The organism is Oceanimonas smirnovii ATCC BAA-899 (assembly GCF_000381965.1).
Classification (GTDB): domain Bacteria; phylum Pseudomonadota; class Gammaproteobacteria; order Enterobacterales; family Aeromonadaceae; genus Oceanimonas; species Oceanimonas smirnovii.
Genome location: NZ_KB908457.1, coordinates 41,523 through 66,243 on the forward strand (window position 1 = coordinate 41,523; position 24,721 = coordinate 66,243).

At 55.0% G+C, this 24,721-nt stretch carries 23 protein-coding genes and 1 pseudogene; 8 read left to right on the top strand and 16 right to left on the bottom strand.

Features of this window, described 5'->3' with window-relative positions; genetic code table 11:
- From fabZ to rpsB, 12 genes are all read right to left on the bottom strand, one after another.
- On the bottom strand, window positions 1-462 hold the full coding sequence (fabZ, locus tag G364_RS0105815; RefSeq protein ID WP_014293049.1) for a 3-hydroxyacyl-ACP dehydratase FabZ: 462 nt from the start codon (window positions 460-462) through the stop codon (window positions 1-3).
- A 25-nt stretch (window positions 463-487) separates the two neighbouring features.
- Entirely contained in the window at window positions 488-1,513 is a 1,026-nt protein-coding gene (gene lpxD / locus G364_RS0105820; protein WP_026344724.1) for a UDP-3-O-(3-hydroxymyristoyl)glucosamine N-acyltransferase, read from the bottom strand.
- A 10-nt stretch (window positions 1,514-1,523) separates the two neighbouring features.
- Window positions 1,524-2,024 carry an OmpH/Skp family outer membrane protein gene (locus G364_RS0105825; RefSeq protein WP_019934214.1) on the bottom strand — a complete coding sequence of 167 codons (501 nt, stop codon included), beginning with the start codon at window positions 2,022-2,024 and terminating at the stop codon, window positions 1,524-1,526.
- Window positions 2,025-2,035: 11 nt separating this feature from the next.
- The gene (gene bamA, locus G364_RS0105830) at window positions 2,036-4,444 is read right to left on the bottom strand and encodes an outer membrane protein assembly factor BamA (RefSeq protein WP_019934215.1); all 2,409 of its coding nucleotides are present in this window, start codon (window positions 4,442-4,444) and stop codon (window positions 2,036-2,038) included.
- Window positions 4,445-4,473: 29 nt separating this feature from the next.
- Window positions 4,474-5,823 (bottom strand): sigma E protease regulator RseP, encoded by a 1,350-nt coding sequence (rseP, locus tag G364_RS0105835; protein WP_019934216.1) that lies wholly within the window; start codon window positions 5,821-5,823, stop codon window positions 4,474-4,476.
- On the bottom strand, window positions 5,820-7,013 hold the full coding sequence (gene ispC / locus G364_RS0105840) for a 1-deoxy-D-xylulose-5-phosphate reductoisomerase (protein WP_019934217.1): 1,194 nt from the start codon (window positions 7,011-7,013) through the stop codon (window positions 5,820-5,822). Before ispC ends, rseP begins: the two co-directional genes overlap by 4 nt.
- Window positions 7,013-7,867, bottom strand: coding sequence for a phosphatidate cytidylyltransferase (locus G364_RS0105845; RefSeq protein WP_019934218.1), 855 nt, complete (start codon window positions 7,865-7,867; stop codon window positions 7,013-7,015). Before G364_RS0105845 ends, ispC begins: the two co-directional genes overlap by 1 nt.
- Window positions 7,868-7,969: 102 nt before the next feature.
- On the bottom strand, window positions 7,970-8,734 hold the full coding sequence (uppS, locus tag G364_RS0105850) for a polyprenyl diphosphate synthase (protein WP_019934219.1): 765 nt from the start codon (window positions 8,732-8,734) through the stop codon (window positions 7,970-7,972).
- A 72-nt stretch (window positions 8,735-8,806) separates the two neighbouring features.
- The gene (frr, locus tag G364_RS0105855; protein ID WP_019934220.1) at window positions 8,807-9,364 is read right to left on the bottom strand and encodes a ribosome recycling factor; all 558 of its coding nucleotides are present in this window, start codon (window positions 9,362-9,364) and stop codon (window positions 8,807-8,809) included.
- Window positions 9,365-9,493: 129 nt separating this feature from the next.
- Window positions 9,494-10,225: a UMP kinase gene (gene pyrH / locus G364_RS0105860; RefSeq protein ID WP_014293058.1), complete on the bottom strand. Its 732-nt coding sequence runs from the start codon at window positions 10,223-10,225 to the stop codon at window positions 9,494-9,496.
- A gap of 72 nt (window positions 10,226-10,297) precedes the next feature.
- Window positions 10,298-11,176: a translation elongation factor Ts gene (gene tsf, locus G364_RS0105865; RefSeq protein ID WP_019934221.1), complete on the bottom strand. Its 879-nt coding sequence runs from the start codon at window positions 11,174-11,176 to the stop codon at window positions 10,298-10,300.
- 103 nt (window positions 11,177-11,279) lie between these two features.
- Window positions 11,280-12,005, bottom strand: a complete 726-nt coding sequence (gene rpsB / locus G364_RS0105870) for a 30S ribosomal protein S2 (RefSeq protein ID WP_019934222.1) — start codon at window positions 12,003-12,005, stop codon at window positions 11,280-11,282.
- Between the two features lie 283 nt (window positions 12,006-12,288).
- Between rpsB and map the strand changes: the two genes are divergently transcribed.
- The 7 genes and pseudogenes from map (at window position 12,289) to aceK (ending at window position 19,523) form a co-directional block, all read left to right on the top strand.
- Window positions 12,289-13,074: a type I methionyl aminopeptidase gene (gene map, locus G364_RS0105875; RefSeq protein WP_019934223.1), complete on the top strand. Its 786-nt coding sequence runs from the start codon at window positions 12,289-12,291 to the stop codon at window positions 13,072-13,074.
- Between the two features lie 222 nt (window positions 13,075-13,296).
- Window positions 13,297-13,890 (top strand): annotated as a pseudogene (locus tag G364_RS0105880) (pseudouridine synthase); the annotation flags it as partial.
- Window positions 13,891-13,898: 8 nt separating this feature from the next.
- Window positions 13,899-14,351 (top strand): NUDIX hydrolase, encoded by a 453-nt coding sequence (locus G364_RS0105885; protein ID WP_019934225.1) that lies wholly within the window; start codon window positions 13,899-13,901, stop codon window positions 14,349-14,351.
- A 159-nt stretch (window positions 14,352-14,510) separates the two neighbouring features.
- Window positions 14,511-15,617, top strand: a complete 1,107-nt coding sequence (gene mnmA / locus G364_RS0105890; protein WP_019934226.1) for a tRNA 2-thiouridine(34) synthase MnmA — start codon at window positions 14,511-14,513, stop codon at window positions 15,615-15,617.
- On the top strand, window positions 15,614-16,237 hold the full coding sequence (gene hflD / locus G364_RS0105895) for a high frequency lysogenization protein HflD (protein WP_019934227.1): 624 nt from the start codon (window positions 15,614-15,616) through the stop codon (window positions 16,235-16,237). The genes mnmA and hflD overlap by 4 nt, the downstream gene beginning before the upstream one ends.
- Before the next feature lie 35 nt (window positions 16,238-16,272).
- Window positions 16,273-17,643, top strand: coding sequence for an adenylosuccinate lyase (gene purB, locus G364_RS0105900; RefSeq protein WP_019934228.1), 1,371 nt, complete (start codon window positions 16,273-16,275; stop codon window positions 17,641-17,643).
- A 164-nt stretch (window positions 17,644-17,807) separates the two neighbouring features.
- Window positions 17,808-19,523, top strand: a complete 1,716-nt coding sequence (gene aceK / locus G364_RS0105905) for a bifunctional isocitrate dehydrogenase kinase/phosphatase (RefSeq protein ID WP_026344726.1) — start codon at window positions 17,808-17,810, stop codon at window positions 19,521-19,523.
- Window positions 19,524-19,551: 28 nt separating this feature from the next.
- Here the strand turns inward: aceK and G364_RS0105910 are convergent, their stop codons facing one another.
- A complete protein-coding gene (locus tag G364_RS0105910; protein WP_019934230.1) occupies window positions 19,552-20,043 on the bottom strand; it encodes a putative 4-hydroxy-4-methyl-2-oxoglutarate aldolase in 492 nt (163 codons plus the stop codon).
- A gap of 404 nt (window positions 20,044-20,447) precedes the next feature.
- Here G364_RS0105910 and arcA point away from each other — a divergent pair, with 404 nt between their 5' ends.
- Window positions 20,448-21,164, top strand: coding sequence for a two-component system response regulator ArcA (arcA, locus tag G364_RS0105915; protein WP_019934231.1), 717 nt, complete (start codon window positions 20,448-20,450; stop codon window positions 21,162-21,164).
- Window positions 21,165-21,290: 126 nt separating this feature from the next.
- Here the strand turns inward: arcA and fbaA are convergent, their stop codons facing one another.
- The 3 genes from fbaA to epd are packed head-to-tail and all read right to left on the bottom strand — an operon-like array spanning window position 21,291 to window position 24,648.
- Entirely contained in the window at window positions 21,291-22,370 is a 1,080-nt protein-coding gene (gene fbaA, locus G364_RS0105920; protein WP_019934232.1) for a class II fructose-bisphosphate aldolase, read from the bottom strand.
- A 60-nt stretch (window positions 22,371-22,430) separates the two neighbouring features.
- Window positions 22,431-23,594: a phosphoglycerate kinase gene (locus G364_RS0105925; RefSeq protein ID WP_019934233.1), complete on the bottom strand. Its 1,164-nt coding sequence runs from the start codon at window positions 23,592-23,594 to the stop codon at window positions 22,431-22,433.
- Between the two features lie 40 nt (window positions 23,595-23,634).
- A complete protein-coding gene (gene epd / locus G364_RS0105930) occupies window positions 23,635-24,648 on the bottom strand; it encodes an erythrose-4-phosphate dehydrogenase (protein ID WP_019934234.1) in 1,014 nt (337 codons plus the stop codon).
- Between the last annotated feature and the right edge of the window lie 73 nt (window positions 24,649-24,721).

Genomic DNA, 24,721 nt, shown 5'->3' on the forward strand with positions numbered 1-24,721 from the left:
TTAACCCTCGCGTTTGGCGCACATCAGTTCGGCGGTGCAAACCACTTCACCGTCAACACTGGCAACACCGGTAAATTTGGCAATGCCTCTGCGCTCTTTCAGATACACCACATCCAGCACCAGCTGATCTCCCGGCACTACTGGACGCTTGAAACGGGCATTGTCGATGGAAGCAAAATAGTACAGCTCGTTGGGCTTGGGCTTACCGACCATTTTAAATGCCAGAATACCGGTGGCCTGAGCCATGGCTTCCAGGATCAGCACACCGGGAAATACCGGCTTGTTGGGAAAGTGGCCGGTGAACATGGGCTCGTTGAACGATACATTCTTGATGCCGCGCAGGGTTTTACGCTCCGGGCTTATTTCGTAGTGAGCTACCTTGTCGACCATCAGAAAAGGATAGCGATGCGGCAACAGTTCCAGAATTTCCTGGATGTCCAACTGATTCAGTTCGTTACTCAAAATTTAACCCTACCAAAAAGTGTGCTTAATCGTTGTTGTTCAGTTTTTTTTCAAGCTGGCTCAGCCGCTTGTGCATATCGTCTATGCGCATCACGCGCGCCGCCGTTTTGCGCCACTCCTTGTTCGGTTGCAGCGGAATGCCGGAGGAATAAATGCCGGGCTCGGTAATGGGGCGCATCACCATGGCCATTCCGGTAATGGTGACCCCATCACAGATTTCCATATGGCCATTAAACACAGAAGCACCGCCAATAATACAATATTTACCGACCTTGAGACTACCGGCCATCACTGTGCCACCGGCCATGGCGGTGCCGTAGCCGATGTCTACGTTGTGTGCTATCTGACACTGATTGTCGATAATCACATTGTCGGCAATGCGGGTATCATCCAGCGCTCCTCTGTCGATAGTAGTGCAGGCACCAATTTCTACCCGGTTACCGATCACCACGCCACCAAGCTGAGGAATTTTTATCCACTCACCCTTGTTATTGGCATAGCCGAAGCCATCTGAGCCGATAACGGCACCGGACTGCACCAGACAGTCAGTCCCCATGGTCACGCCATGGTAGATAGTCACATTAGCCCATAGCCGGGTGCGCGCGCCCAGGCGCGTATTCTTGCCGACGAAGCAACCCGGACCAATGATAACGCCTTCTTCAAGCACTGCACCGGACTCAATGACCGCGTTAGCCCCAATGGCCACACCGTCACCAAGGGCAGCATCGGCAGCCACCACGGCACTGGGGTGAATATCCAGCGCCGGAGCCGGTGTGGTATCCAGCGCCTGAGCGGCCAGGGCAAAGCCAAGATACGGATCACTCATCACCAGACAAGCTACTGGGCAAGCCTGACTGTCGGCTTCACGCAGTATCACTGCAGAGGCTCTGGTGTCTTTCAGCAGATGCTGATATTTACCATCCGTCAGAAAGGCCACATCGCCGGGGCCTGCTTTATCCAGGGTGGTCACCTTATGAATAAGTTGCGCCGGTTCGCCACGCAGCTCAGCGCCCAGCTCCTGGGCCAGTTGTTGCAGTGTAATGCTCATCATCTTGCTCTTGTTACTTACTGACGCGGCTGATCACCTGTTGAGTGATATCGAGAGAAGGATTGACATAAATCACCGCTCCTCGTTCAATCACCAGATCCAGCCCTTGCGCCTTGGTGATATCATCTATCGCGCCCTTGATGCGCGACAGCATTTTCTGCCGTTCTTCCTGCTCACGTTTGGCTCTGTCCTGCTCCAGTGAGCGGGCTTTCTGGACAAAGGTAGCCTGCATGTCGTTCAGCTTTTTCTGGGCTTCTGCTTTCTGGCTGTCGTTCATGAAGGCCATGTCTTTTTGCTGTTTTTCCACAAAGCTGCGGCCTTGCTGTTCCAGCTGCTGAACTTCTTTTACCCGCGAAGCAAATTCGTTTTGCAGCTGATTACGTACTACGTCACGCTGAGGCATTTTCTGAAATACTTCGGCTGTATCCACCACCGCTATCTTGCTCTGGGCCTGAGCAAAAGTCGCCGTCATGACCAGCGCCAGGGCGCCGGCCAGTTGAATCAATCTGTTCATGTAACACTCCTTTAAAACGTACGTCCGATATTGAAGTTAAAGACTTCGGTTCTGTCCCCTTCCACCTCGGTTACCGGTGTGGCCAGAGAGAACACCAGCGGGCCGAGCGGCGACAGCCACTGCATGCTGACACCGGCCGCAGCGCGATATTCGCCCGGGTCGCCAAAGTCATAACAGCCCTGATCGCAATTGGTGAAATCCGATGCGTCATAGTTGGTATCCCAGACGGTGCCCACATCCATAAACAGGCTGGTACGCAAAGAGCGCTGCAGATCTTCACCGGCAAAGGGCGTGGGCACAATCAGCTCGAGCGACGCAGCCAGCAGGGCGTTACCGCCAATGGCACTGCCGTCAGTGGTCTGCTTGCCATTCGCATCTTCAAAAACCGCCCGCGGGCCGACCGAGTTGCTCTTGAAGCCCCGCAATGTGCTGAAACCACCGGCATAGTAGTTTTCAAAGAAGGGCAGCCTTGCGGTATCGCCGTAGCCGTCAGCAAAGGCGGCGCGGAACTTGCCGTGCAATACCCAGTTGTGTTTACGGTCCAGCGGAAAATAATGGCCGTCATCAAAGCTCAGTTTGTAATACTGCAGATCCGAGCCGGGCACTGTTACCTTGATACTGGCACTCTGACGGCTGCCGGCGGTAGGGAAGATGCCCCGGTTCAGGGTATTGCGGGTCCAGCCGGCGGTGATATCAAAGTCATCAAAGCTGATTTTATCCTTGGGATCCGCACCGTTATCAAGCCAGAAGTCATTCAGCTGAATAGACGGCTCTGTCGGCTGGCTCAGAGTATTGTGCTCATAGCCAGCACTGAAGTTCAGGCTGTTGTTTTCATTGACCGGAAAGCCGGTCAGCCCACGAACGCCATAGGTGGTACTTTCATAGTCAATGGAGCCCAGATCATCATCGGGCTCAAATGAGCGATAATAAAGACGTCCGCCAAGACTGACGCCGTCTACCGTGAAGTAAGGGTCGGTATAATCCAGTGACACATTCTTGGAGTAATCGTTCATCTGGGAGTTGATGCCCACCCGGTTACCTGTTCCAAGGAAGTTATCCTGCTGCAGACCGGCCTGAATGCTGAAGCCGGAGTCAGTACCAAAACCTACCCCAAAGTTGATGGAGCCGGCAGGCTGCTCTTTTACCTTAACGCCAAGATCCACCAGATCATCCTGGCCCGGAATACGCTGCGTCTCCACTTCTACCTGCTCAAAATAGCCCAGGCGGTTCAGACGGGTACGGGATTGCTCGACGTTTTCGCTGGACAGCCAGGTACCTTCCATCTGACGCATTTCCCGGCGCAAGACTTCATCTTTGGTGATTTCGTTGCCGCTGAAATTGATACGGCGTACATACACACGGTTACCCGGCTCTATGTTAACGATCAGCTCAACCTTGTTGGTGGCCTCATCAATTTGCGGAAAGGTATTGATCCGTGGATAGGCATAGCCAAAACGGCCGAGAAAACGGGACAGCAGCTCTTCCATGTGGGCCACATCACCGGCGGAATAGAGGTCACCATTTTCAATGGGGATCAGCTCGTTCATTTCCCGTTCACGGTCAATCAGATTACCGCGCAGGCTGACTCCGGATACCGTATATTGTTCGCCCTCAGTGACGTTCAGGGTAATGTAAACCCCTTCCTTGTCCGGTGACATTGATACCTGAGTAGAGGTGATTTCCGCCTTGAGGTAACCCCGGTCACGATAGAAAGAGCGCAGGGTTTCAATGTCGCCGGCCAGTTTTTGTTTCTGGTAGCGCTTGTCACCCAGAATATTCCACCAGGGCACACTGTCGGACAACTCCAGCTGAGCCAGCAGCTGCTCTTCGGTAAAGGCCCGGTTACCGACGATATTAATCTGTTTGATTTCAGCAGCATTGCCTTCAATAAACTCAAACTTGAGCTCAACCCGGTTACGGGGCAGCGGCGTCAGTACGGCTTTAACATCTGCAGAGTATTTACCCACACCGTAATAAAAGTCTTCCAGGCCTTTTTCAAGCTCGCTCAGGGTGGTGCGGTCCAGGGGCTCACCCACACGCACGCCGGCACCTTCCAGGCTTTCACGCAGCTGCTCTTCCTTTATTTCTTTGTTGCCGCTGAAGCTGATGCCGGCAATGGTGGGCCGTTCGGTCACCTGTACCACCAGCGTATCGCCGTCACGCAGCAGCTGTACCTGCTCAAAGTTACCGGAGGCGTAAAGACTGCGAATGGCCTCGGCCAGACGCCCCTGATCCACTTCCTCACCAACCCGTACCGGCAGGCTGAGCAGAGCGGCACCCAGGGTGACCCGCTGCAAACCGTTTACCTGAATATCTTCCACTACAAAGGGGGCCACATTGCTCTGTGCCTGTGCCAGCATGCTGGCACCCAGCAGGCAGGAAGCGGCGAGGGTGTGTTTTACTGCCCTTGTTTTTGCCATAGCCTGACGTTGTCCTTGTGTCTTGCCGCTCACAGGCGACCAATATCGTTAAACAGTGCCAGCCCCATCAGTAACACCAACAGAGCCGCTCCAATTCTGAAACCCAGTTCCTGTATTTTCTCCGGTACCGGTCGTCCGGTTACCGCTTCCACCATATAAAACAGCAGGTGGCCGCCGTCGAGTACCGGTAACGGCAGCAAATTGATAATGCCGAGGTTAACACTGACCAGCGCCATAAAGCTCAGAAAGTACACCAGACCAAAACCGGCACTGGCACCGGCACCTTTGGCGATGGAGATGGGCCCGCTCAGGTTATCCACCGAGACAATGCCGGTCAGCAGCTTGCCAATCATGTTAAACGTCAGCACCGTCAGCTCCCAGGTCCGCTCCATGCCATGCCATGCCGCTTCCAGCGGTCCGTAGGTCAGCTCAAAGCGATAGCGTTCGTCTACAGGCAGCACAGCAGGTGCCAGCCCGACATAGCCCACAGCCTGGCGGTTAGTCTCACGCAGCGCCGGGGTCAGTGTCAGGTCGAGCCTCTGACCATCACGCAGTACCACAAGTTCCATCGGTTGTTCAGGAGAAGACTGCACCAGTGCCACAAAGTGGTTCCAGTCGCGCAGTATTTCACCATTTGCCTGTGTTATCTGGTCACCGGACTGTAACCCTGCCTGTTCACCGGCTCCATCCGCCATGACCTGTTCAAGCGTAAGGGTGGCAACAGGGCCTTCGGGCATCAGCCCCAGCGCAGTAATGGGCGACTCACTGTCAGGATCAAACTGCCAGCGGGTAAGCGGCACCGCCAGTTGCTGCTGACGTCCGCTGTCGTTTTGTACCGTGATGACGGTTTGCTCAGCACCAATGCTGCCGATAAGGGAGAAGTTGACGTCTTCCCAGGTCAGAATGTCGTTGCCGTTAATAGCGGTAATTTGCATGCCCGGCTGAACACCGGCCACCGCCGCCGGAGATTCGGGAACCACATCACGTACTACCGGCTTGACCGAGGGCACACCAATCAGAAACATCAGCCAGAAGGCAAACACAGCAAACAGAAAGTTGGCCATGGGACCGGCTACCACAATCGCCATTCGTGCCCATACCGACTTATTGTTGAACGCCTGATCAGCCAGCTCAGGCGGCACCTCATCCACGCGGCCGTCAAGCATTTTGACATAGCCCCCCAGGGGGATCATGGCCACCACATATTCAGTGCCATCGCGGCCGGTTCTGCGCCAGATGGGCTTGCCAAAACCGATGGAAAACCGCTCTACTTTTACGCCATTGCGCCGGGCCACCCAGAAGTGACCATATTCATGCACCGCTACCAGTATGCCCAGGGCAACGATAAAGGCACCCAGATTCCATAATATTCCGGTCATGTGTGTGTCCTGATAAGTTGTACAGCCAGCCGGCGCGCTTCTTCATCCAGCGCCAGTATATCTTCCAGTATTACCGCTCTGGTGGTACCCAGCTGCTCTGTGACCTTGCGGTTAATATCAGCGATGGTCATAAAGCCAATGTCTTGATTCAAAAACGCGGCTACCGCCACTTCGTTGGCGGCATTCAGTGCCGTCGTGGCTCCCTGCCCTTGTGCACAGGCGTCCATCGCCAGCTCAAGGCAGGGGTAACGGGCCATATCCGGTGCCATAAAACTGAGCTCACCCAGCCGGGTAAAATCCAGCGGTGCCACACCCGACTCCATTCGCTCGGGCCAGGCCAGCGCATGGGCAATAGGTGTCATCATATCCGGCTGTCCAAGCTGGGCCAAGACGGAACCGTCCGAGTACTGCACCATGGAATGAATGACCGACTGCGGATGAACCAGTACTTCAATCTGCTCTGGTGCCGCGTTAAAGAGCCAGCGGGCCTCTATATATTCCAGGCCCTTGTTCATCATGGTGGCGGAATCAACGGAAATTTTAGGCCCCATGGACCAGTTGGGGTGGTTTATTGCCTGTGCCGGCGTAACAGCGGTGAGCTCACTGACCGGAGTATAACGAAACGGACCGCCGGAGCCGGTCAGGAGTAGTTTGCTGATGCCGGCGTGATTCAGGCACCCCCGGCCGGGATTGCGCTGCAGCGCCTCGGGCAGACACTGAAAAATGGCATTATGCTCACTGTCTACCGGCAGCAGCTCGGCATGACTTTGGTGCACGGCGTCAATAAACAGCTCGCCGCTCATGACCAGGGCTTCTTTATTGGCCAGCAGTACCCGCTTGCCCGCCTGCACTGCCGCCAGTGTCGGCAACAAACCGGCCGCTCCCACTATGGCCGCCATTACCACCGTCACCTCGGCATCATCCGCTACCCGGCACAGCGCTTCAGTGCCTTCCAGGACGGTTGTGGTACTGCCGCTTTGTGCCAGCATCTGGCGCAACTGTGCAGCCGCAGCCGGTACGGCCATCACCGCATAACGGGGTGAAAATTCCAGGCAGTCGGCCAGCATTTGTGGTATCTGCTGACAAGCCGTCAGCGCAAAAACAGAAAATTGCTCGGGATGGCGGCGCACCACAGCCAGGGTGCTCTGGCCGATGGAGCCTGTGGCCCCCAGTATGGTCAGCTGTTGCATCAGCCCTGCCCTGCCAGTTGATAGACCACCACAAACACCGGCAGTGCTGCCGTCAGGCTGTCGATGCGGTCCATTATGCCGCCATGGCCGGGCAGAATGCTGCCGGAGTCTTTTATGCCGGCTTCCCGTTTGAACATGCTTTCAACCAGATCCCCCAGCACGGACGCCAGCACCGCCACTGCAGATGCCAGCAACACAGCCGTGCGCTGCGCACTGCTCAGGTCAATGGCATAAGTAACCGCCAGCGCCAGCAAACAGGCCGCAAGAACACCACCAAGCATGCCTTCAATGGTCTTACCCGGGCTGACCCGCGGGCACAGCTTGTGTTTGCCAAAGGCTTTGCCGGCAAAGTAGGCACCAGTGTCGGCAGCCCATACCAGCGCCATCACAAACAGCAGCAGCCAGGCACCGTAGTGGGCGTCCTGCTCATACTGATAACTGCGCAGCACCAGCAGCGACCAGAAAAACGGCACCAGACTGAGCAGGGCAAACAGCGCTTTAAGCCAGGGCCGGTTTTGCCAGAGACCACGGCTTTGGGGGTAACGCAATACCAGAGGCAGGGCCACCAGCCACCAGAGTGCACCGGCCGTCAGCACAATGCCAATCCAGGGATGCAGGCCATTGCCCCAGATATGCTCAATGGGCACTGCAGCCATCAGTGCCACCAGTACCAAAGCCAGAAATACCATGACGACATTAGACTTTCCGGCATCAATAAAACGCCCCCACTCTCTTCCTGCCAGCAGATAAACCACAGTGGCAAAAAGAGCAAAAAACGGCAGGGGCAGTAAAAAAACTGCCCCCAGCACCACAGGGATCAGGCACAGGGCCGTAATAATACGAAGCTTTAGCAAGAGGTATCCTCGTTCTTATTTGTTATCCGCTCAGTGTTAGTTCTGTCGGCCTCTTTTATTGTGGCTGCCGGTCAGGCTGATCCGCTGAGGCCGGACCTGCGCTCAGGCCTTTTGTGCCAGCAACTCCCTGATCTGAGCACCGGTACAGCCAAAACGCCGCTCCCGACTAACAAAAGCAGCAATGGCCTCGCTGAAGGCATCTTCCCCAAAGTCCGGCCACAACACAGGAGTGAAGTAAAACTCGGCATAGGCCAGCTGCCACAGCAAAAAGTTGCTGATACGCTGCTCACCACCGGTACGGATCAACAGATCGACAGGAGCAAGCTCTGCCATCTGTATATGCTTATCCAGCTGCTCCTCGGTAATGTCTTCCGCCTTCAGCTCGCCACCCGCTACCTGCTCTGCAAGCAGGCGGGCCGCCTGAGTAATATCCCAGCGGCCACCATAATTGGCAGCAATATTAAGAGTAAGACCGGTATTGTTGGCGGTAAGACGCTCTGCATCGTTAATTTTGCGCTGCAGGTGAGGAGCAAAGGCGCTGCGATCGCCGATAATGCGCAGCCGAATATTATTGTGATGCAGCTTGCGTACTTCCGAGCCCAGCACGGCAATAAACAGGCTCATTAAAGCGCTGACTTCCTCTTCCGGCCGGCGCCAGTTTTCACTGGAAAAGGCGAACAGGGTCAGGGCATCAAGGCCAAGTTTATAGCCGAAAGTGACCGCTGCCCGCACCGACTTGACGCCGGCCTTATGACCGGACACTCTGAACTTGCCTCTTTGCTCGGCCCAGCGGCCGTTGCCGTCCATAATAATGGCCACATGGCGAGGTAAACGCGCGTCATTATTCGGTGCTGCCGTAGCTGGCATAATCACTCCTGCACAAAAACAAACGCCGCGCAGGCAGCTACGCGGCGTCGGCTACTATACCTGATGTAACTATCAGATTTCCATTAACTCTTTCTCTTTGGCAGCCAGTGCATCGTCTACCTGCTTGATAAAAGTATCGGTGATTTTCTGAACATCATCCTGACCACGACGCTCGTCGTCTTCAGAGATTTCCTTGTCTTTCAGCAACGCTTTAAGGCTGTTATTGGCATCGCGACGAATATTGCGAATGGCCACACGACCCTGTTCGGCTTCATTGCGCACTACCTTGATCAGATCCTTGCGGCGCTCTTCGGTCAGCGGCGGCAGCGGAATGCGGATCATGGCACCGGCGCTGGACGGGTTCAGGCCCAGATCAGACATCATGATGGCCTTCTCAACAGCCTGAATCATGGAGCGGTCAAACACGGTCACTGCCAGAGTGCGGGAATCTTCGGTAGTGATGTTGGCCAGCTGATTCAACGGCGTGGAAGCACCGTAGTAATCCACATGAATGGTGTCGAGCAGGCTGGGGTGAGCACGACCGGTGCGCACCTTGTTCATCTGGGATTTCAGCGCTTCGACGCTTTTTTCCATGCGGGTCTTGGCGTCGGTTTTAATGTCGTTTATCACGGTCGTTATCCTTTTTTGTGAGTGAGGGGTGAGGGGTCAGGCGTGAAGCGAAAGACGCAAACCCACCAGCAATGGCTGTCGGGTTCGTGTTTTATTCCTCACTCTTCTCCCCTTACTCCTTACAAAATATCAAAGCTTGTTACTGATCAGAGTGCCTTCGGTTTCACCCATAACAGCACGACGCAGCGCGCCCGGCTTATTCATGTTAAATACACGAATAGGCAGGTTATGGTCCCGTGCCAGCGTAAAGGCAGCCAGGTCCATGACCTTAAGCTCACGGTCGAGCACATCATCATAACCCAGATGATGGTACAGCTCGGCATCGGGATTTTTGACCGGATCCTCACTGAACACACCGTCTACCTTGGTGGCCTTGAGCACCACATCGGCTTCAATTTCAATACCGCGCAGGCAAGCGGCAGAGTCGGTGGTAAAGAAGGGGTTGCCGGTGCCGGCAGAGAAGATCACTACCCGGCCCTTGCGCAGCAGACTGATGGCATCGGCCCAGTTGTAGCTGTCGCACACGCCTTCAAGGGTAATGGCAGACATCAGACGGGCATTCACATAAGCACGGTGCAAAGCATCGCGCATGGCCAGACCATTCATCACGGTGGCCAACATACCCATGTGGTCGCCCACCACGCGGTTCATGCCCGCTTTGGCCAGGCCCGCACCACGGAACAGGTTACCGCCGCCAATCACCAGGCCGACCTGAACACCCAGCTCAACCAGTTCCTTGATTTCCTGAGCCATACGCTCCAGTACGGCAGGATCAATGCCAAAGCCTTCTTCACCCTGCAGGGCTTCGCCGCTGAGCTTGAGAAGAATGCGTCTGTATGCGGGTTTCGGATTGGTACTCATGCTTTCTATTCCTGGTCATAGAAAGACCGCGACGGAATGTCGCGGTCTGAATAGCATTAAAAAAGCAGGGAATTAACCCTTGGAAGCGGCGATCTGAGCCTGAACTTCGGCAGCGAAGTCTTCTTCTTTACGCTCGATGCCTTCACCCACTTCAAAGCGGATAAAGCCCTGAGCGTCGGCACCTTTCTGCTTGAGCAGGTCGCCAACAGAAACAGACGGATCCTTAACGAAAGGCTGGCCGGTCAGAGAGATCTCACCGGTGAATTTCTTCATGCGGCCTTCAACCATTTTCTCGGCAATTTCTTTCGGCTTGCCGGAGTTAACAGCGATTTCAACCTGAATTTCGCGCTCTTTGGCAACCACTTCTTCAGAAACGTCTTCGGGCTTGACGAACTGCGGGCTGGAAGCAGCCACGTGCATGGCCACGTCTTTGGCCAGCTCTTCGTCGCCACCCTGCAGGTTGGCGATAACGCCGATGCGGGTGCCGTGCAGATAAGTCACTACATTGTCGCCTTCTACCAGAGCAACACGGCGCAGGCTCATGTTCTCACCGATCTTGGCGATCAGGTTGGTCAGGGCGGTTTCAACGGTTTCGCCGTTGGCCAGAGTGGCGGCTTTCAGAGTGTCTACGTCGCCAATCTTGTTGGCCAGGGCCAGCTCAACAATCTGATCACCCAGAGCCAGGAAGCTGGCATCTTTGGCAACAAAGTCGGTTTCGCTGTTCATTTCTACCAGTACGGCTACATTGCCGGCCTGACGGGCCAGAATGATACCTTCGGCAGCAATGCGGCCGGCTTTTTTGGCGGCTTTGGCCTGGCCGGATTTACGCATGTCTTCAATGGCCTGCTCGATATCACCATTGGCTTCGATCAGGGCTTTTTTACAATCCATCATGCCGGCGCCAGTGCGCTCGCGGAGTTCTTTTACCAGGGCGGCGGTAATGTTTGCCATTCGTAATGTCCTCGGTCTTGTTAAGAAAACAGGGGCACATGGCCCCTGTTAACCTATCACTTGCGTATGGTTAATAAAGGCGTGAGCAAATGCTCAGTCTTTATTATTCTTCTACGACGTAGTTGTCTTCGGCTTGTACGGCCAGATCTTGCGCGCGGGCAGCGTTAACGGCGTCGGCAGCAGCGTTCAGATACAGCTGAACGGCGCGGATGGCGTCATCGTTACCGGGAATGATGTAGTCAACGCTGTCCGGGTTGGAGTTGGTGTCTACAACAGAAACCACAGGGATGCCCAGGTTATTGGCTTCCTTGATAGCGATGTGCTCGTGATCGGCGTCGATAACGAACAGTACGTCGGGCAGACCGCCCATGTCCTTGATACCACCCAGGGACTTCTCAAGCTTTTCCATTTCACGAGTACGCATCAGCGCCTCTTTCTTGGTCAGCTTTTCAAAAGTACCGTCCTGAGCCTGCGCTTCCAGGTCTTTCAGGCGGTTGATGGACTGACGCACGGTTTTCCAGTTGGTCAGCATACCGCCCAGCCAGCGATGGTTCACATAGAACTGATCGCAGTTGGTAGCGGCTTCTTTAACGGCTTCAGAAGCTGCGCGCTTGGTACCAACAAACAGGATTTTACCTTTCTTGGAAGCCACGTTACCCAGGTAGTTCAGCGCATCGTTGAACAGGGGAACGGTTTTTTCCAGGTTGATGATGTGAACCCGGTTGCTGGCGCCGAAAATGTAAGGCTTCATCTTGGGGTTCCAGAAACGGGTCTGGTGACCGAAGTGAACGCCGGCTTTCAGCATGTCGCGCATTGATACTTGTGCCATGATTTCCTCAAATATGTATTGGGTTAGGCCTCCACACATCCCATGACTCCGACCCGAAGGCACCCTGGAGCATGTGCCGATGTGTGTGTGTGTTAAAAAAGTGAATGTGGTTGCAATGCTGATTTTGATCAAACCTGCATCACGGCGCGCTTTATACCACAATTGCATGCTCCGCACCAGCATGAGCGCTGATTTCGGTGCTGGAAGTTAGCCGCCGGCAAGGGTACACTTTTGGCCCTTTCACGGGTACGCCCGCCTAACGCCGCCAGTAACAGAGACGAATATGAGCATAGTCATAAAAACCCCGGAAGAAATAGAAAAAATGCGCGTGGCCGGCCGCCTGGCCGCGGAAGTGCTGGAAATGATCGAGCCTTACATCAAGCCCGGCGTCACCACCGACGAACTCAATCAAATCTGTCACGATTATATTGTGAATGAGCAACAGGCCATTCCGGCACCACTGAACTATCATGGCTTTCCCAAATCCATCTGCACCTCGGTAAATCATGTGATCTGCCACGGTATTCCCTCAGACAAAAAGCTGAAAGACGGTGATATTCTGAATATCGACATTACTGTGATCAAAGACGGCTATCACGGTGATACCTCCAAAATGTTTACCGTGGGCAAGCCCAGCATCATGGCCGAGCGTCTGTGCCGGGTCACTCAGGAGTGCATGGAGATCGGCATTAAAATGGTGAAGGACGGGGTACACCTGGGTGACATCGGTGCCGCCATTCAGAAGCATGCCGAGGCCCATAACTATTCGGTAGTGCGGGAATACTGCGGCCACGGCATTGGTGCCGAGTTTCATGAAGAGCCTCAGGTGCTGCACTATGGCAAGGCCGGTACTGGTGAAGTGCTGAGGGCGGGCATGTGCCTGACCATTGAGCCCATGATTAACGTGGGCAAACGCCACAGCAAGATGCTGGCCGACGGCTGGACAGTAGTCACCAAGGACCGCAGCCTGTCGGCCCAGTATGAGCACACCATTCTGGTGACCGACACCGGCTGCGAAGTACTGACCCTGCGGCATGACGACAACCTGCCGCGGATTATTACCGCTTAACCGCAATGCGAAGCAGCAGCGCGGTTGCGCTCCGCCGACACGCTTCAAGCCCATCCATGGGACGCTCGGCAAATGCCGTCCATGGCATTTGACGGTCGGCTACGGCAATCCCCGCTGCTGCTTCGTGAAAATGCAGTGTCGTCTGCCTGCATCTTGTATGCCCGGTTTTAACCGGGCAAATCATATAACGATTCCCCATTCCCTATTCCCTGAATCACTCCCATGAAACCCAAGTCTATACGCCTCCCTGCCCGCTACCCCCGCAAGCCGGCACCGAAAAAGCCCTCGGGCCCACCGGTGACCCTGCTGCTGAACAAGCCTTATATGGTGCTGTGCCAGTTTACCGACGGTGACGGCCGCGAGACCCTGGCCGATTACGTGGACGTGCCCGGTGTGTATGCCGCCGGCCGGCTGGACCGCGACAGCGAGGGCCTGCTGGTGCTGACCAACGACGGCGCGCTCAATGCCCGCCTGACCCAGCCCGGACGCAAGACCGCCAAAACCTATTGGGTACAGGTGGAAGGTGACCCCAGCGAAGCCGATCTCGATAAGCTGCGCCAGGGCGTTACGCTGAAGGACGGCCCCACCCTGCCGGCACAAGTCAGGCGCATGGACGAGCCGGCGATCTGGCCGCGCAACCCGCCCATTCGCGAACGGAAAAATATTCCCGCCACCTGGCTGGAGATAAAAATTACCGAGGGACGCAACCGCCAGGTGCGGCGCATGACCGCCCATATCGGTTTTCCTACCCTGCGGCTGATACGCTACGCCGTGGGCAACTGGACCCTGGACAGCCTGCAACCCGGGCAATGGAGAAAAGTTTGATGAGTCATGCGGTAACCCTGGCGGTGATAGTGCGCGCCGGTGAACGGTTTTTAATGGTGGAAGAATGGCAGCAGGGCCAAGTGATGTTTAATCAGCCCGCCGGCCATCTGGAACCCGGTGAAAACCTGCTGGACGGTGCCCGGCGCGAGCTGCTGGAAGAAACCGGTCTGGACTTGCCCCTGGAGCAAGCGGTGGGCGTATACCAGTACACGGCACCGGACAACGGCAAGCACTTTGTGCGTTTTACCTTCTGCGCCGAAGTGGCCGAGCCACTGCCAACAAACCCGCAGGACCCCGACGGCGACATTATTCGCTGCCACTGGCTGACGCTGGCTGAAATTGAAGCCCTCGGCAAACAACTGCGCAGCCCGCTGATTTTGGCCTCTCTGCGGGATTACCTGGCGGGCGAGCGGTTTCCGTTATCGGCGCTTAAGCCGACAACCCCACCCTGACCCTCCCCTTGCCAAGGGGAGGGAACCAAAATGAGCGTGCTGATTTAGCACCTCCCCCTGCCAAGGGGGAGGTTGAGAAGGGGGTTGTGTTGCCAGCCTCCCCCTCACGGCATTTGTCTGGTAAAATAGCGCCCGTTTTGCAATCGGGTAATGGGCGTTATGAGCGATAACAGTCAGGTTAAAGTGATTGTCGGCATGTCCGGCGGTGTGGATTCTTCCGTTTCAGCCTATCTGCTGCAACAGCAGGGCTATCAGGTGGAAGGCCTGTTCATGAAAAACTGGGAAGAAGACGACACCGACGAATACTGCTCTGCGGCAGAAGATCTGCGCGATGCTCAGGCGGTGTGTGACAAGCTCGGCATTGAACTGCACACCATCAACTTTGCCGCCGAATACTGGGACAATGTGTTCGAGCACTTTCTGGCGGAATACAAGGCCGGCCGCACCCCCAACCCCGATATCCTTTGCAATAAAGAAATCAAGTTCAAGGCGTTTCTGGAATTTGCCGCCGAGGATCTGGGGGCCGATTACATTGCCACCGGTCACTATGTGCGCCGCAGCTTTGACGATGAGCCCAGACTGCTGCGCGGTATTGACGGCAACAAGGATCAGAGTTACTTCCTTTACACTCTGAGTTCTCAGCAGGTAGCCAAAAGCCTGTTTCCGGTGGGCGAGCTGGAAAAGCCCGAGGTGCGCCGCATTGCCGAGCAGCTGGAGCTGGTCACCGCCAAGAAAAAAGACTCCACCGGCATCTGCTTTATCGGCGAGCGCAAGTTTACCGACTTTCTGGCCCGCTACCTGCCCGCTCAGCCGGGCAATATTGAAACCGTAAACGGCGAGGTGATTGGCCAGCATCAGGGCCTGATGTATCACACCCTTGGCCAGCGCAAGGGCCTTGGCATCGGCGGTCTGAAAAACGCCGGTGATGAGCCCTGGTACGTAGTGGACAAGGAAGTGGAGCGCAATGTGCTGGTGGTGGCTCAGGGAGATCATCCACGGCTCTATTCCGACGGACTGATTGCCCGTCAGCTGCACTGGGTGGATCGTCAGCCCCTTACCGCCCCCCTGCGCTGCACGGTAAAAACCCGTTACCGCCAGACCGACATTCCCTGCACCATTGAGCCGGTAGACGCCGACACCATTCGCGTGACCTTTGATGAGCCTCAGGCCGCAGTCACCCCGGGTCAGTCTGCGGTGTTCTACAAGGGTGAGGTATGCCTTGGCGGCGGCATTATTGAAACCCGTTTCAACAAGGATCAAGCGTGAGTCATAGTCTGGAAAATCAAACCCTGGCCTTTGCCGGCATCTGTCAGGCCGCACGTCTGGTGCAACAAGTGGCCCGAGAGGGCAGAATTGATGACAAGGATGTGCTGGCCACGACCCTGAACAGCATTCTGGTGACCGACGCCGAGCAGTCGGCCGATATTTATGGCGGCCATGAAAACCTGCGTCTTGGCTATCAGACCCTGATTGAACAGCTGAACGGCGACAGCAGCAAAAAAGATGCCGAGCTCACCCGTTATCTGGTGGGTGTGGTGGCGCTGGAACGCAAACTGGCCAAGCGGCGGGATCTGATGTCGATGCTGGGTGAGCGCATCAGCCAGGTCAAGCGCCAGCTGCATCACTTTGACCTGCTCGACGAGCAGGTGCTGGCCAACCTGGCCGGCATTTACAGCGATATTGTCAGCCCCATCGGCCCGCGTATTCAGGTGGCGGGCAACCCCAGCCACCTGCAACAGCCCATGGTACAGCACCAAATTCGTGCCCTGCTGCTGGCGGGCATTCGCAGTGCCGTGCTGTGGCGGCAACTGGGCGGCAAGCGCCGGCATATTCTGTTTTCCCGCAAGCGGCTGGTGGCTCAGGCCCAGGCAGCATTGCGTTATTAATCTTTTTACCCCCCAACCTTCAGGAGTTTCAGTTGATGGAATTGTCAGCATTAACGGCCATTTCCCCGGTCGATGGCCGTTACGGCAGCAAAACCGAGGCGCTGCGCGCCATTTTTTCCGAATTTGGTCTGTTGCGTTTTCGCGTGGAAGTGGAAGTGCGCTGGCTGCAGGCGCTGGCGGCCGAGCCGGCCATTGCCGAAGTGCCCGCCTTCTCTGATGAAGCCAACGCCCTGCTTGACGCCATCGTGGCCAACTTCAATGAAGCTGACGGTCAGCGCATCAAGGACATTGAGCGCACCACCAACCACGACGTAAAAGCCGTGGAATACTTTCTGAAGGAAAAAGTAGAAACCCTGCCCGAGCTGGCTGCGGTGAGCGAGTTTATTCACTTTGCCTGCACCAGTGAAGACATCAACAACAACGCCCATGCCCTGATGCTGAGAGCCGGCCGCGATGATGTGGTAGTGCCTTATTGCCAGCAGCTGGTGGATGAAGTGAAGCGCCTCGCCGCTTTGTATCGCGATCTGCCCATGCTGAGCCGCACACATGGTCAGCCCGCCTCCCCCACCACTCTGGGTAAGGAAATGGCCAACGTGGCCTACCGCCTGGAGCGCCAGCTCAAGCAAATCAAGAGTATTGAACTGCTGGCCAAGATCAACGGTGCCGTGGGTAACTATAACGCGCATATCTCCGCCTATCCGGAAGTGGACTGGCACGCTTTTTCTGAAAAGTACGTGACTGGTCTGGGTCTGACCTGGAACCCCTACACCACCCAGATTGAACCCCACGACTACATTGCCGAGCTGTTTGATGCGGTCGCCCGTTTCAATACCATACTGCTCGACTTTGACCGGGACGTATGGGGTTATATCTCTGTGGGTTACTTCAAGCAGAAAACCGTGGCCGGCGAAATCGGCTCCAGCACCATGCCCCACAAGGTCAACCCCATCGATTTTGAAAACTCCGAGGGCAACCTGGGGCTGGCCAATGCCATCTTCAACCACCTGGCTGCCAAGCTGCCGGTGTCCCGCTGGCAGCGCGACCTGACCGACAGTACCGTGCTGCGCAACCTGGGTGTGGCCGTAGGCTACTCATTGATTGCCTATCAGGCCACCCTGAAGGGTATCAGCAAGCTGGAAGCCAACCCGGACGCGCTGGCCGCCGATCTGGATCAGAACTGGGAAGTGCTGGCCGAGCCGGTGCAGACCGTCATGCGCCGCTACGGTATTGAAAAGCCCTACGAGAAGCTGAAAGAGCTGACCCGTGGCAAGCGGGTAGACGGTGCCGGCATGCGCGCCTTTATCGACACCCTGGAACTGCCCGAGTCCGTTAAGGATGAACTCAAGCAACTGACTCCCGCAAACTATATCGGCCGCGCGGTTAAACTGACTGACGAGCTGAAGTAATACTCAAACAGGACGAAGCAAGCCTGCTTCGTCCTGCTTCACAAATTTGCTTTGCTGCTTTGGTGGCAGCTTGCGGCAGACCACAAAACGCTCACTCCCCCTTCGCTTTCCTTTCGTTGATGTTATTAACATATGCTCCGGACTTAATGAGGAGCAACGGTGTAATGAACAGTCGTACGGGAGAAATGGCGCATATTGTGATGCGCGGATTTGATGCGTTTCACCGCTATTTTCTGGTGATCACACAAGGTGCAAAAAGCCGCTTTGAAGCTCAGGACTGGAGTGGCGTGCAACTGGCCTCACGCCGGCGCATCTGGCTGTATGATGAATATGTGAATAATACGGTGCGTGCCGTCCTCGACTATAACCGGGGTCCGCTGCGCCACCATGAGCTGAAAGCCCTCAAACAGTCTTTCAATGACTTGCTGATCGGCCACCCTAATCCGGATATGGCCGAGTCTTTCTACAACTCGGTATACCGGCGATCTACCCGTCATCGCAGCATTCGTGCCGAAAATCTTTATATCCATCCCTTTGTGCCTCAGCCCGGCGAGCAGGATCTTTCATCATGCACCTGGCGCTATACCATGGCACCGGGAGAAATAGCGCATACCTTGCGAGCCTTGCTTGCCCGCCTGAAGCTGGACAGGCCTTTTATTCAGCTTGAACAGGGTCTGGCCCAGGCTGAACAAAAGCTGGCCGAACAAGGACTGGCAGACGCATCTCTTGAACTGACCGTGATTAATACTCTGTTTTACCGCAACAAGGGAGCTTATCTGATTGGCCGCCTGGAGCGGCCTGAAGGGCCTTTGCCTTTTATTATTCCGCTGATACATGGTGACGGCGGCCTGCTCCTGGATACCCTGCTGCTCAGTCATGATGATGCGTCCATTCTGTTTGGATTTGCCCGGGCCTACTTTATGGTCTGGTGCCCCGGACCTTCACTGCTGGTACAGTTTCTGCGCCCTCTGCTGCCCAATAAGTCCGACTATGAAATTTACAACGCCATCGGCTGGCAGAAGCACGGAAAAACCATTTTCTACCGGGACTTTCTGCAGCACCTGCAGCATTCAAAAGATAACTTTGTCCCTGCCAGAGGTATAAAAGGCATGGTGATGTGCGTCTTTACCCTGCCCTCCTTTGACGTGGTATTCAAAATCATTAAAGATCACTTCACACCACCCAAAACCGTAGATCGTGATACTGTCAAGGCAAAATACCGGCTGGTAAAACAGCATGACAGAGTGGGCCGAATGGCCGACACCATGGAGTTTACCAACTTTGAATTGCCCCTTAACCGCATCAGCCCCGAGCTGCTTGATGAGCTGCAAAGGGAGGTCCCTTCGTTATTAACCATTAAAGATGACCGGTTAATCATTCATCATCTGTATACCGAGCGGCGCATGACGCCTCTTAACCTCTATCTGGATCAGGCGGAAGGAGAGCAACTGAGTGATGCGCTTGAAGAATACGCCAATGCACTCAAGCAGCTGGCAGCGGCCAATATCTTTCCCGGTGACATGCTGTTCAAGAACTTTGGTGTTACCCGTCATGGCCGGGTAATTTTCTATGACTATGATGAAATCGCCTATATGACAGAATGTCATTTTCGCGACATTCCCAGAACCGACCATCTTCAGGATCAGCTCAGTCCTGAGCCCTGGTACTCGGTAGGACCCAGTGATGTATTCCCGGAGGAGTTTAAAACCTTTCTGCTCTATAACCCCCGTATTCGTGCTGCCTTTAACGAACAGCATATGGAGTTATTCAGCGCACAGTACTGGCGACAGTTGCAACGCAACATTGAGCAGGGACGAGTAGCAGATATATTTCCTTACCGCCGGCGGCAGCGGTTTAAATATAAGGATGGTGAGGAGTGAGGTGATCTCCTCACTCCTCACACAAACATCAAAGCTGTGGATGGCCCAGGGGTTCGCGGGAAATCAGAACACCGTTAAGATCGGAGTAAACGTAGTCACCCGGCTGAATGGTGACACCTGCAAAAGTGACCGGCACGTCTACCACACCTTCGCCGCGCTTCTCGGAGCGGACAGGGCAGGCCGCCAGCGCCTTGATCCCCAGAGAAAGTCCCCCAAGCGTGCCGGCATCGCGAATGGCACCATGAATAACAATGCCTTCCCAGCCATTTTCCAGCGCTTTTTCAGCCAGCATATCGCCCATCAACGCGCAACGCAGCAGGCCGCCACCGTCCACGACCAATACCTTACCGGTCCCGGGCTGAGCAACCAGCTCCCTGACCCGGGAGTTGTCTTCATAGCAACGTACCGTGACCGCCTGCCCCCAGAACAGCGGACTGGCACCAAAATCGCGGAAGATGGGATCCAACACTTTTACTTTATCTGCATGTTCATCACACAGATCCGGCAACAAATCGAGCATGTGTCCTCCGTTATCAATACAGGCTCAGACCTGAGCCCCGGGCTGCAGAGTGTAACAGTTCGCTAAAAAAACAGCAGTTTTGTTAAATTGATGCTTGACCTGGATCAAACCAGGCCATAAAACAATTTAACAATATCCGCCGCAAACTGTTGTTATGCCCCTGTTAACTGTTAAAATAACATCAAACTATTAAAAGGACCTCTGTTCTTCCCGTTTTCTAATCTGTTGGGTATGACGCAGCAACTGCATGGGATGCATATAAAAAATAATAACTGCACTGTGGTCCAGGCGGGCCGTTTTCGCTTGATATCGTAAGTTTGTTACACAAAAAACGGACAACTCAGCCTTCGCTGCTATCACAGTGCCGATGACAGTATTTTTACATTCAGAGAACAGGTAAGCTCATGCAGACTCCACACATTCTTATCGTTGAAGACGAACTGGTCACCCGCAATACCCTTAAAGGCATTTTTGAGGCAGAAGGCTACGCTGTACTGGAAGCCACCGATGGCGAAGAGATGTACAAAGCCCTGTCCAGCCATAAGGTGAACCTGGTCATTATGGACATCAACCTGCCCGGCAAGAACGGTCTGCTGCTGGCCCGTGAGCTTCGCGAGCAACACAATCTGGCGCTGATGTTCCTCACTGGTCGTGATAACGAAGTCGACAAGATCCTGGGCCTTGAAATCGGCGCCGACGACTACATTACCAAGCCCTTTAACCCTCGCGAGCTGACCATTCGTGCCCGTAATCTGCTGGGTCGTACCATGCAGGCTCCCGATGCTCAGGAAGATGACAAGCAGGTAGAAGCCTATCGCTTCAACGGCTGGACTCTGGACATCAACAGCCGTGCATTACTCAGCCCCAACGGTGAAGTGTTCAAGCTGCCGCGCAGTGAATTTCGTGCCATGGTGCATTTCTGTGAGCATCCGGGCCAGATCCAGAGCCGTGCCGAGCTGCTGAAGAAAATGACCGGCCGTGAGCTCAAGCCTCACGATCGCACCGTGGACGTCACCATTCGCCGCATTCGCAAGCATTTTGAGTCGGTGCCCGACACTCCTGAAATCATCGCCACTATTCACGGCGAAGGCTACCGTTTTTGCGGCGAGCTGGAAGGGTAAACGCCCGTCATGCCGGGTCTTGATCCGGCATTCTGAATTCCGGCTCAGGGCCGGAATATGAAAAGCCAGCCCACACACCGAAAAAAATACCGGCCAGATGGCCGGTATTTTTTTGCAGGTAAAGCCTTACAGCACGTTAACGGCATTCAGCTCACGGAACGCCTGCTCAAGGCGGGCGATCATGCTGAGCTGACCTTCACGCAGCCAGACACGGGGGTCGTAATACTTTTTGTTGGGCTTGTCGTCGCCGTCCGGATTGCCTATCTGCCCCTGCAAATAGGCTTCCTTTTCCTTGTAGTAATTCATCACGCCGGCCCAGGTGGCCCACTGAGTATCGGTGTCGATGTTCATCTTGATCACACCGTACTCGATGGATTCCTTAATCTCTTCCGCAGAAGAGCCGGAGCCGCCATGGAACACGAAGTTCAGAGACTTGGGTGCCAGGCCAAACTTTTCCGAGACGAACTTCTGGGAGTTATCCAGAATTTTCGGGGTCAGCTTGACGTTACCGGGCTTGTACACACCGTGCACGTTGCCAAAAGACGCGGCAATGGTGAACTTGTCACTGATGGCACTCAGCTTCTCATAGGCATAAGCCACGTCTTCCGGCTGGGTGTACAGCAAAGAGCTGTCCATGCCGGTATTATCAACGCCGTCTTCTTCACCACCGGTGCAGCCCAGCTCAATTTCCAGGGTCATGCCAATCTTGCTCATACGCGCCAGGTACTGAGCACAGATCTCGATATTTTCTTCCAGGCTCTCTTCAGAGAGATCAATCATATGAGAGCTGAACAGCGGCTTGCCGGTTTCGGCAAAGTGTTTTTCGCCGGCGTCAAGCAGGCCGTCAATCCAGGGCAGCAGTTTTTTGGCGGCGTGGTCAGTGTGCAGTATCACCGGCACACCATAGGCTTCAGCGACCGCATGCACATGACGGGCACCGGAAATGGCACCCAGAATGGCAGCCTGATGGCCTTCCATCTTAAGCCCCTTACCGGCGAAGTAGGCGGCACCGCCATTGGAGAACTGCACAATCACCGGTGATTGAACCTTGGCTGCAGCTTCAATGACAGCGTTAACCGAATCGGTACCCACAACGTTAACCGCCGGCAGGGCAAATTTACCGGCCTTGGCGATTTCAAAAATCTTCTGCATGTCATCGCCGCTGACTACACCCGGCTTGACCACATCGGAAATCTTCTGAGACATTATCTTGCTCCTGTAAGCTTGCTTACGGCCGGAGTAACCAGCCGCAGTAGTAAATAAGAGTTAGCCCTGAGCACGTTGCTCCAGAATAGCCACCGCCGGCAGAGTCTTGCCTTCTACAAACTCAAGAAAAGCACCGCCACCGGTGGAAATGTAAGATACCTTGTCCTTGATCCCAAACTTGTCGATGGCCGCCAGAGTATCGCCGCCACCGGCAATGGAAAAGGCATCGCTCTCGGCAATGGCGTTGGCCACGACTTCGGTGCCGTGAGCAAACTGATCAAACTCAAACACACCCACCGGGCCGTTCCACAGAATGGTTTTGGCTTCTTTCAGGATCCTGGCCAGGGCGTCGGCAGAGTCGGGGCCAAGATCAAAAATCATATCGTCGGCTTCCACTTCGTTAACCGGCTTGACAGCAGCATCGGCCTGCTCGGAAAACTCGGTGCCCACCACAACATCAGTGGCCAGAGGAATGGCACATTCGGCTGCCAGCTTTCTGGCGGTATCGAGCAAGTCGGGCTCATAGAGTGATTTACCCACATCATGGCCGGCCGCCGCAATAAAGGTATTGGCAATACCGCCTCCCACTACCAGCTGATCGGCCACCTTGGACAATGACTCCAGTACGGTCAGTTTGGTAGATACCTTGGAGCCGCCTACTATGGCCACCATGGGCCGGGCGGGCTTATCCATGGCCTTGGCCAGGGCCTCCAGCTCGGCAGACAGCAGCGGACCGGCACAGGCCACGGGGGCGTATTTGGCAACACCATGAGTAGAAGCCTGGGCACGATGTGCTGTTCCAAACGCATCCATCACAAAGACATCACAGAGCGCAGCATACTGGCGCGACAGGGTCTCATCGTCTTTTTTCTCGCCTTTGTTAAAGCGCACATTTTCCAGTACCACCAGCTCGCCCTCAGCAATATCGAGGCCATTCAGGTAATCACTGGCCAGACGCACCGGCACAGACAGTTTGCCAGCCAGATAGTCCACCACCGGTTGCAGAGAGAACTCGTCGGCAAACTCACCTTCAGTGGGGCGTCCCAGATGCGACGTCACCATCACCTTGGCGCCCTTGGCCAGGGCTGCTTCAATCGTGGGAAGAGAAGCGAGAATACGGGCATCTGAGCCGACTTTGCCGTTTTTTACCGGCACGTTCAGGTCAGCACGGATCAGTACCCGCTTGCCGGACAGGCTGAGTTCATTCATTTTGATGACAGACATATTACGTCCTCTAAATTGGCAGTACGGTTGTGTTATGGATTTATTTTCCCGCGGCCAGCCAGGCCAGACTGGTGTCCAGCATGCGGTTGGCAAAGCCCCATTCGTTATCACACCACATCAGCATTTTAATCAGGTTGGCATCACTGACCCGCGTCTGGGTGCCGTCAATAATGGAAGAATGGGGATCGTGATTAAAGTCTACCGACACCAGCGGCGCTTCGGTGTAATCAAGAATACCTCGCAGTGGTCCGGCGGCGGCGTCTTTCAGTACCCGGTTCACCTCTGCTACTGACGCATGCTTTTCCACAATAATACTCAGATCCATGGCGGTCACGTTAATGGTAGGAACACGCACGGAGATAGCCTCAAACTTGCCGGCAAAATGTGGCAAAATGCGCTCAACCCCTTTAGCCAGCTTGGTATCTACCGGAATAATGGACTGACTCGCTGCACGGGTCCGGCGCAGATCGCTGTGATAAGCGTCAATCACCTGCTGATCGTTCATGGCGGAATGAATGGTGGTGATATTGCCACACTTGATGGTAAATACTCGATGCAGGGTCTCGATCACCGGTACCACGCAGTTGGTAGTGCATGACGCGTTGGAAACAATGGTTTCATCACCGGTCAGCTGCTGATGGTTAACCCCATACACTATGGTGGCATCCACATCGCTGTCGGCCGGGTGGGAAAACAACACCCGCCCCGCTCCCGCGGCCATGTGCAGGCCGGCATCAGCACGGCTTGACAGCACACCGGTGCAATCGAGCACCAGATCTACGCCAAGCTCGCTCCAGGGCAACTTGTTTGCTTCTGGCTCGTGACACAAGCGAATAAGATCGTCACCAATACGCAGATGGTGACCATCCAGCGTTACTTCCTGACCAAAACGACCATGGCTGGAGTCATAACGGGTAAGATGCGCCATGGCTTCAGGTTCAGCCAGCTCGTTAATGGCCACAATTTTCATGTGTTGATCAAGTCCACGCTCATAAAAAGCGCGCAACACACTGCGGCCGATACGGCCGTAACCATTAATGGCGAGTCGAATCATGGCTGTTTGCTTCCTGCTTGGCTCAAGGCTCAGTATTTAAAACAATGCCAAGTCTAACGAGGATTGAAAGCAA

Coding starts and splice junctions, on each gene's coding strand:
- lpxD (WP_026344724.1), bottom strand. CDS start 1,513: ATGATGAGCATTACACTGCAACAACTGGCCCAGGAGCTGGGCGCTGAG.
- G364_RS0105825 (WP_019934214.1), bottom strand. CDS start 2,024: ATGAACAGATTGATTCAACTGGCCGGCGCCCTGGCGCTGGTCATGACG.
- bamA (WP_019934215.1), bottom strand. CDS start 4,444: ATGGCAAAAACAAGGGCAGTAAAACACACCCTCGCCGCTTCCTGCCTG.
- rseP (WP_019934216.1), bottom strand. CDS start 5,823: ATGACCGGAATATTATGGAATCTGGGTGCCTTTATCGTTGCCCTGGGC.
- ispC (WP_019934217.1), bottom strand. CDS start 7,013: ATGCAACAGCTGACCATACTGGGGGCCACAGGCTCCATCGGCCAGAGC.
- uppS (WP_019934219.1), bottom strand. CDS start 8,734: ATGCCAGCTACGGCAGCACCGAATAATGACGCGCGTTTACCTCGCCAT.
- pyrH (WP_014293058.1), bottom strand. CDS start 10,225: ATGAGTACCAATCCGAAACCCGCATACAGACGCATTCTTCTCAAGCTC.
- tsf (WP_019934221.1), bottom strand. CDS start 11,176: ATGGCAAACATTACCGCCGCCCTGGTAAAAGAACTCCGCGAGCGCACT.
- rpsB (WP_019934222.1), bottom strand. CDS start 12,005: ATGGCACAAGTATCAATGCGCGACATGCTGAAAGCCGGCGTTCACTTC.
- map (WP_019934223.1), top strand. CDS start 12,289: ATGAGCATAGTCATAAAAACCCCGGAAGAAATAGAAAAAATGCGCGTG.
- G364_RS0105885 (WP_019934225.1), top strand. CDS start 13,899: ATGAGTCATGCGGTAACCCTGGCGGTGATAGTGCGCGCCGGTGAACGG.
- mnmA (WP_019934226.1), top strand. CDS start 14,511: ATGAGCGATAACAGTCAGGTTAAAGTGATTGTCGGCATGTCCGGCGGT.
- purB (WP_019934228.1), top strand. CDS start 16,273: ATGGAATTGTCAGCATTAACGGCCATTTCCCCGGTCGATGGCCGTTAC.
- aceK (WP_026344726.1), top strand. CDS start 17,808: ATGAACAGTCGTACGGGAGAAATGGCGCATATTGTGATGCGCGGATTT.
- G364_RS0105910 (WP_019934230.1), bottom strand. CDS start 20,043: ATGCTCGATTTGTTGCCGGATCTGTGTGATGAACATGCAGATAAAGTA.
- arcA (WP_019934231.1), top strand. CDS start 20,448: ATGCAGACTCCACACATTCTTATCGTTGAAGACGAACTGGTCACCCGC.
- fbaA (WP_019934232.1), bottom strand. CDS start 22,370: ATGTCTCAGAAGATTTCCGATGTGGTCAAGCCGGGTGTAGTCAGCGGC.
- G364_RS0105925 (WP_019934233.1), bottom strand. CDS start 23,594: ATGTCTGTCATCAAAATGAATGAACTCAGCCTGTCCGGCAAGCGGGTA.
- epd (WP_019934234.1), bottom strand. CDS start 24,648: ATGATTCGACTCGCCATTAATGGTTACGGCCGTATCGGCCGCAGTGTG.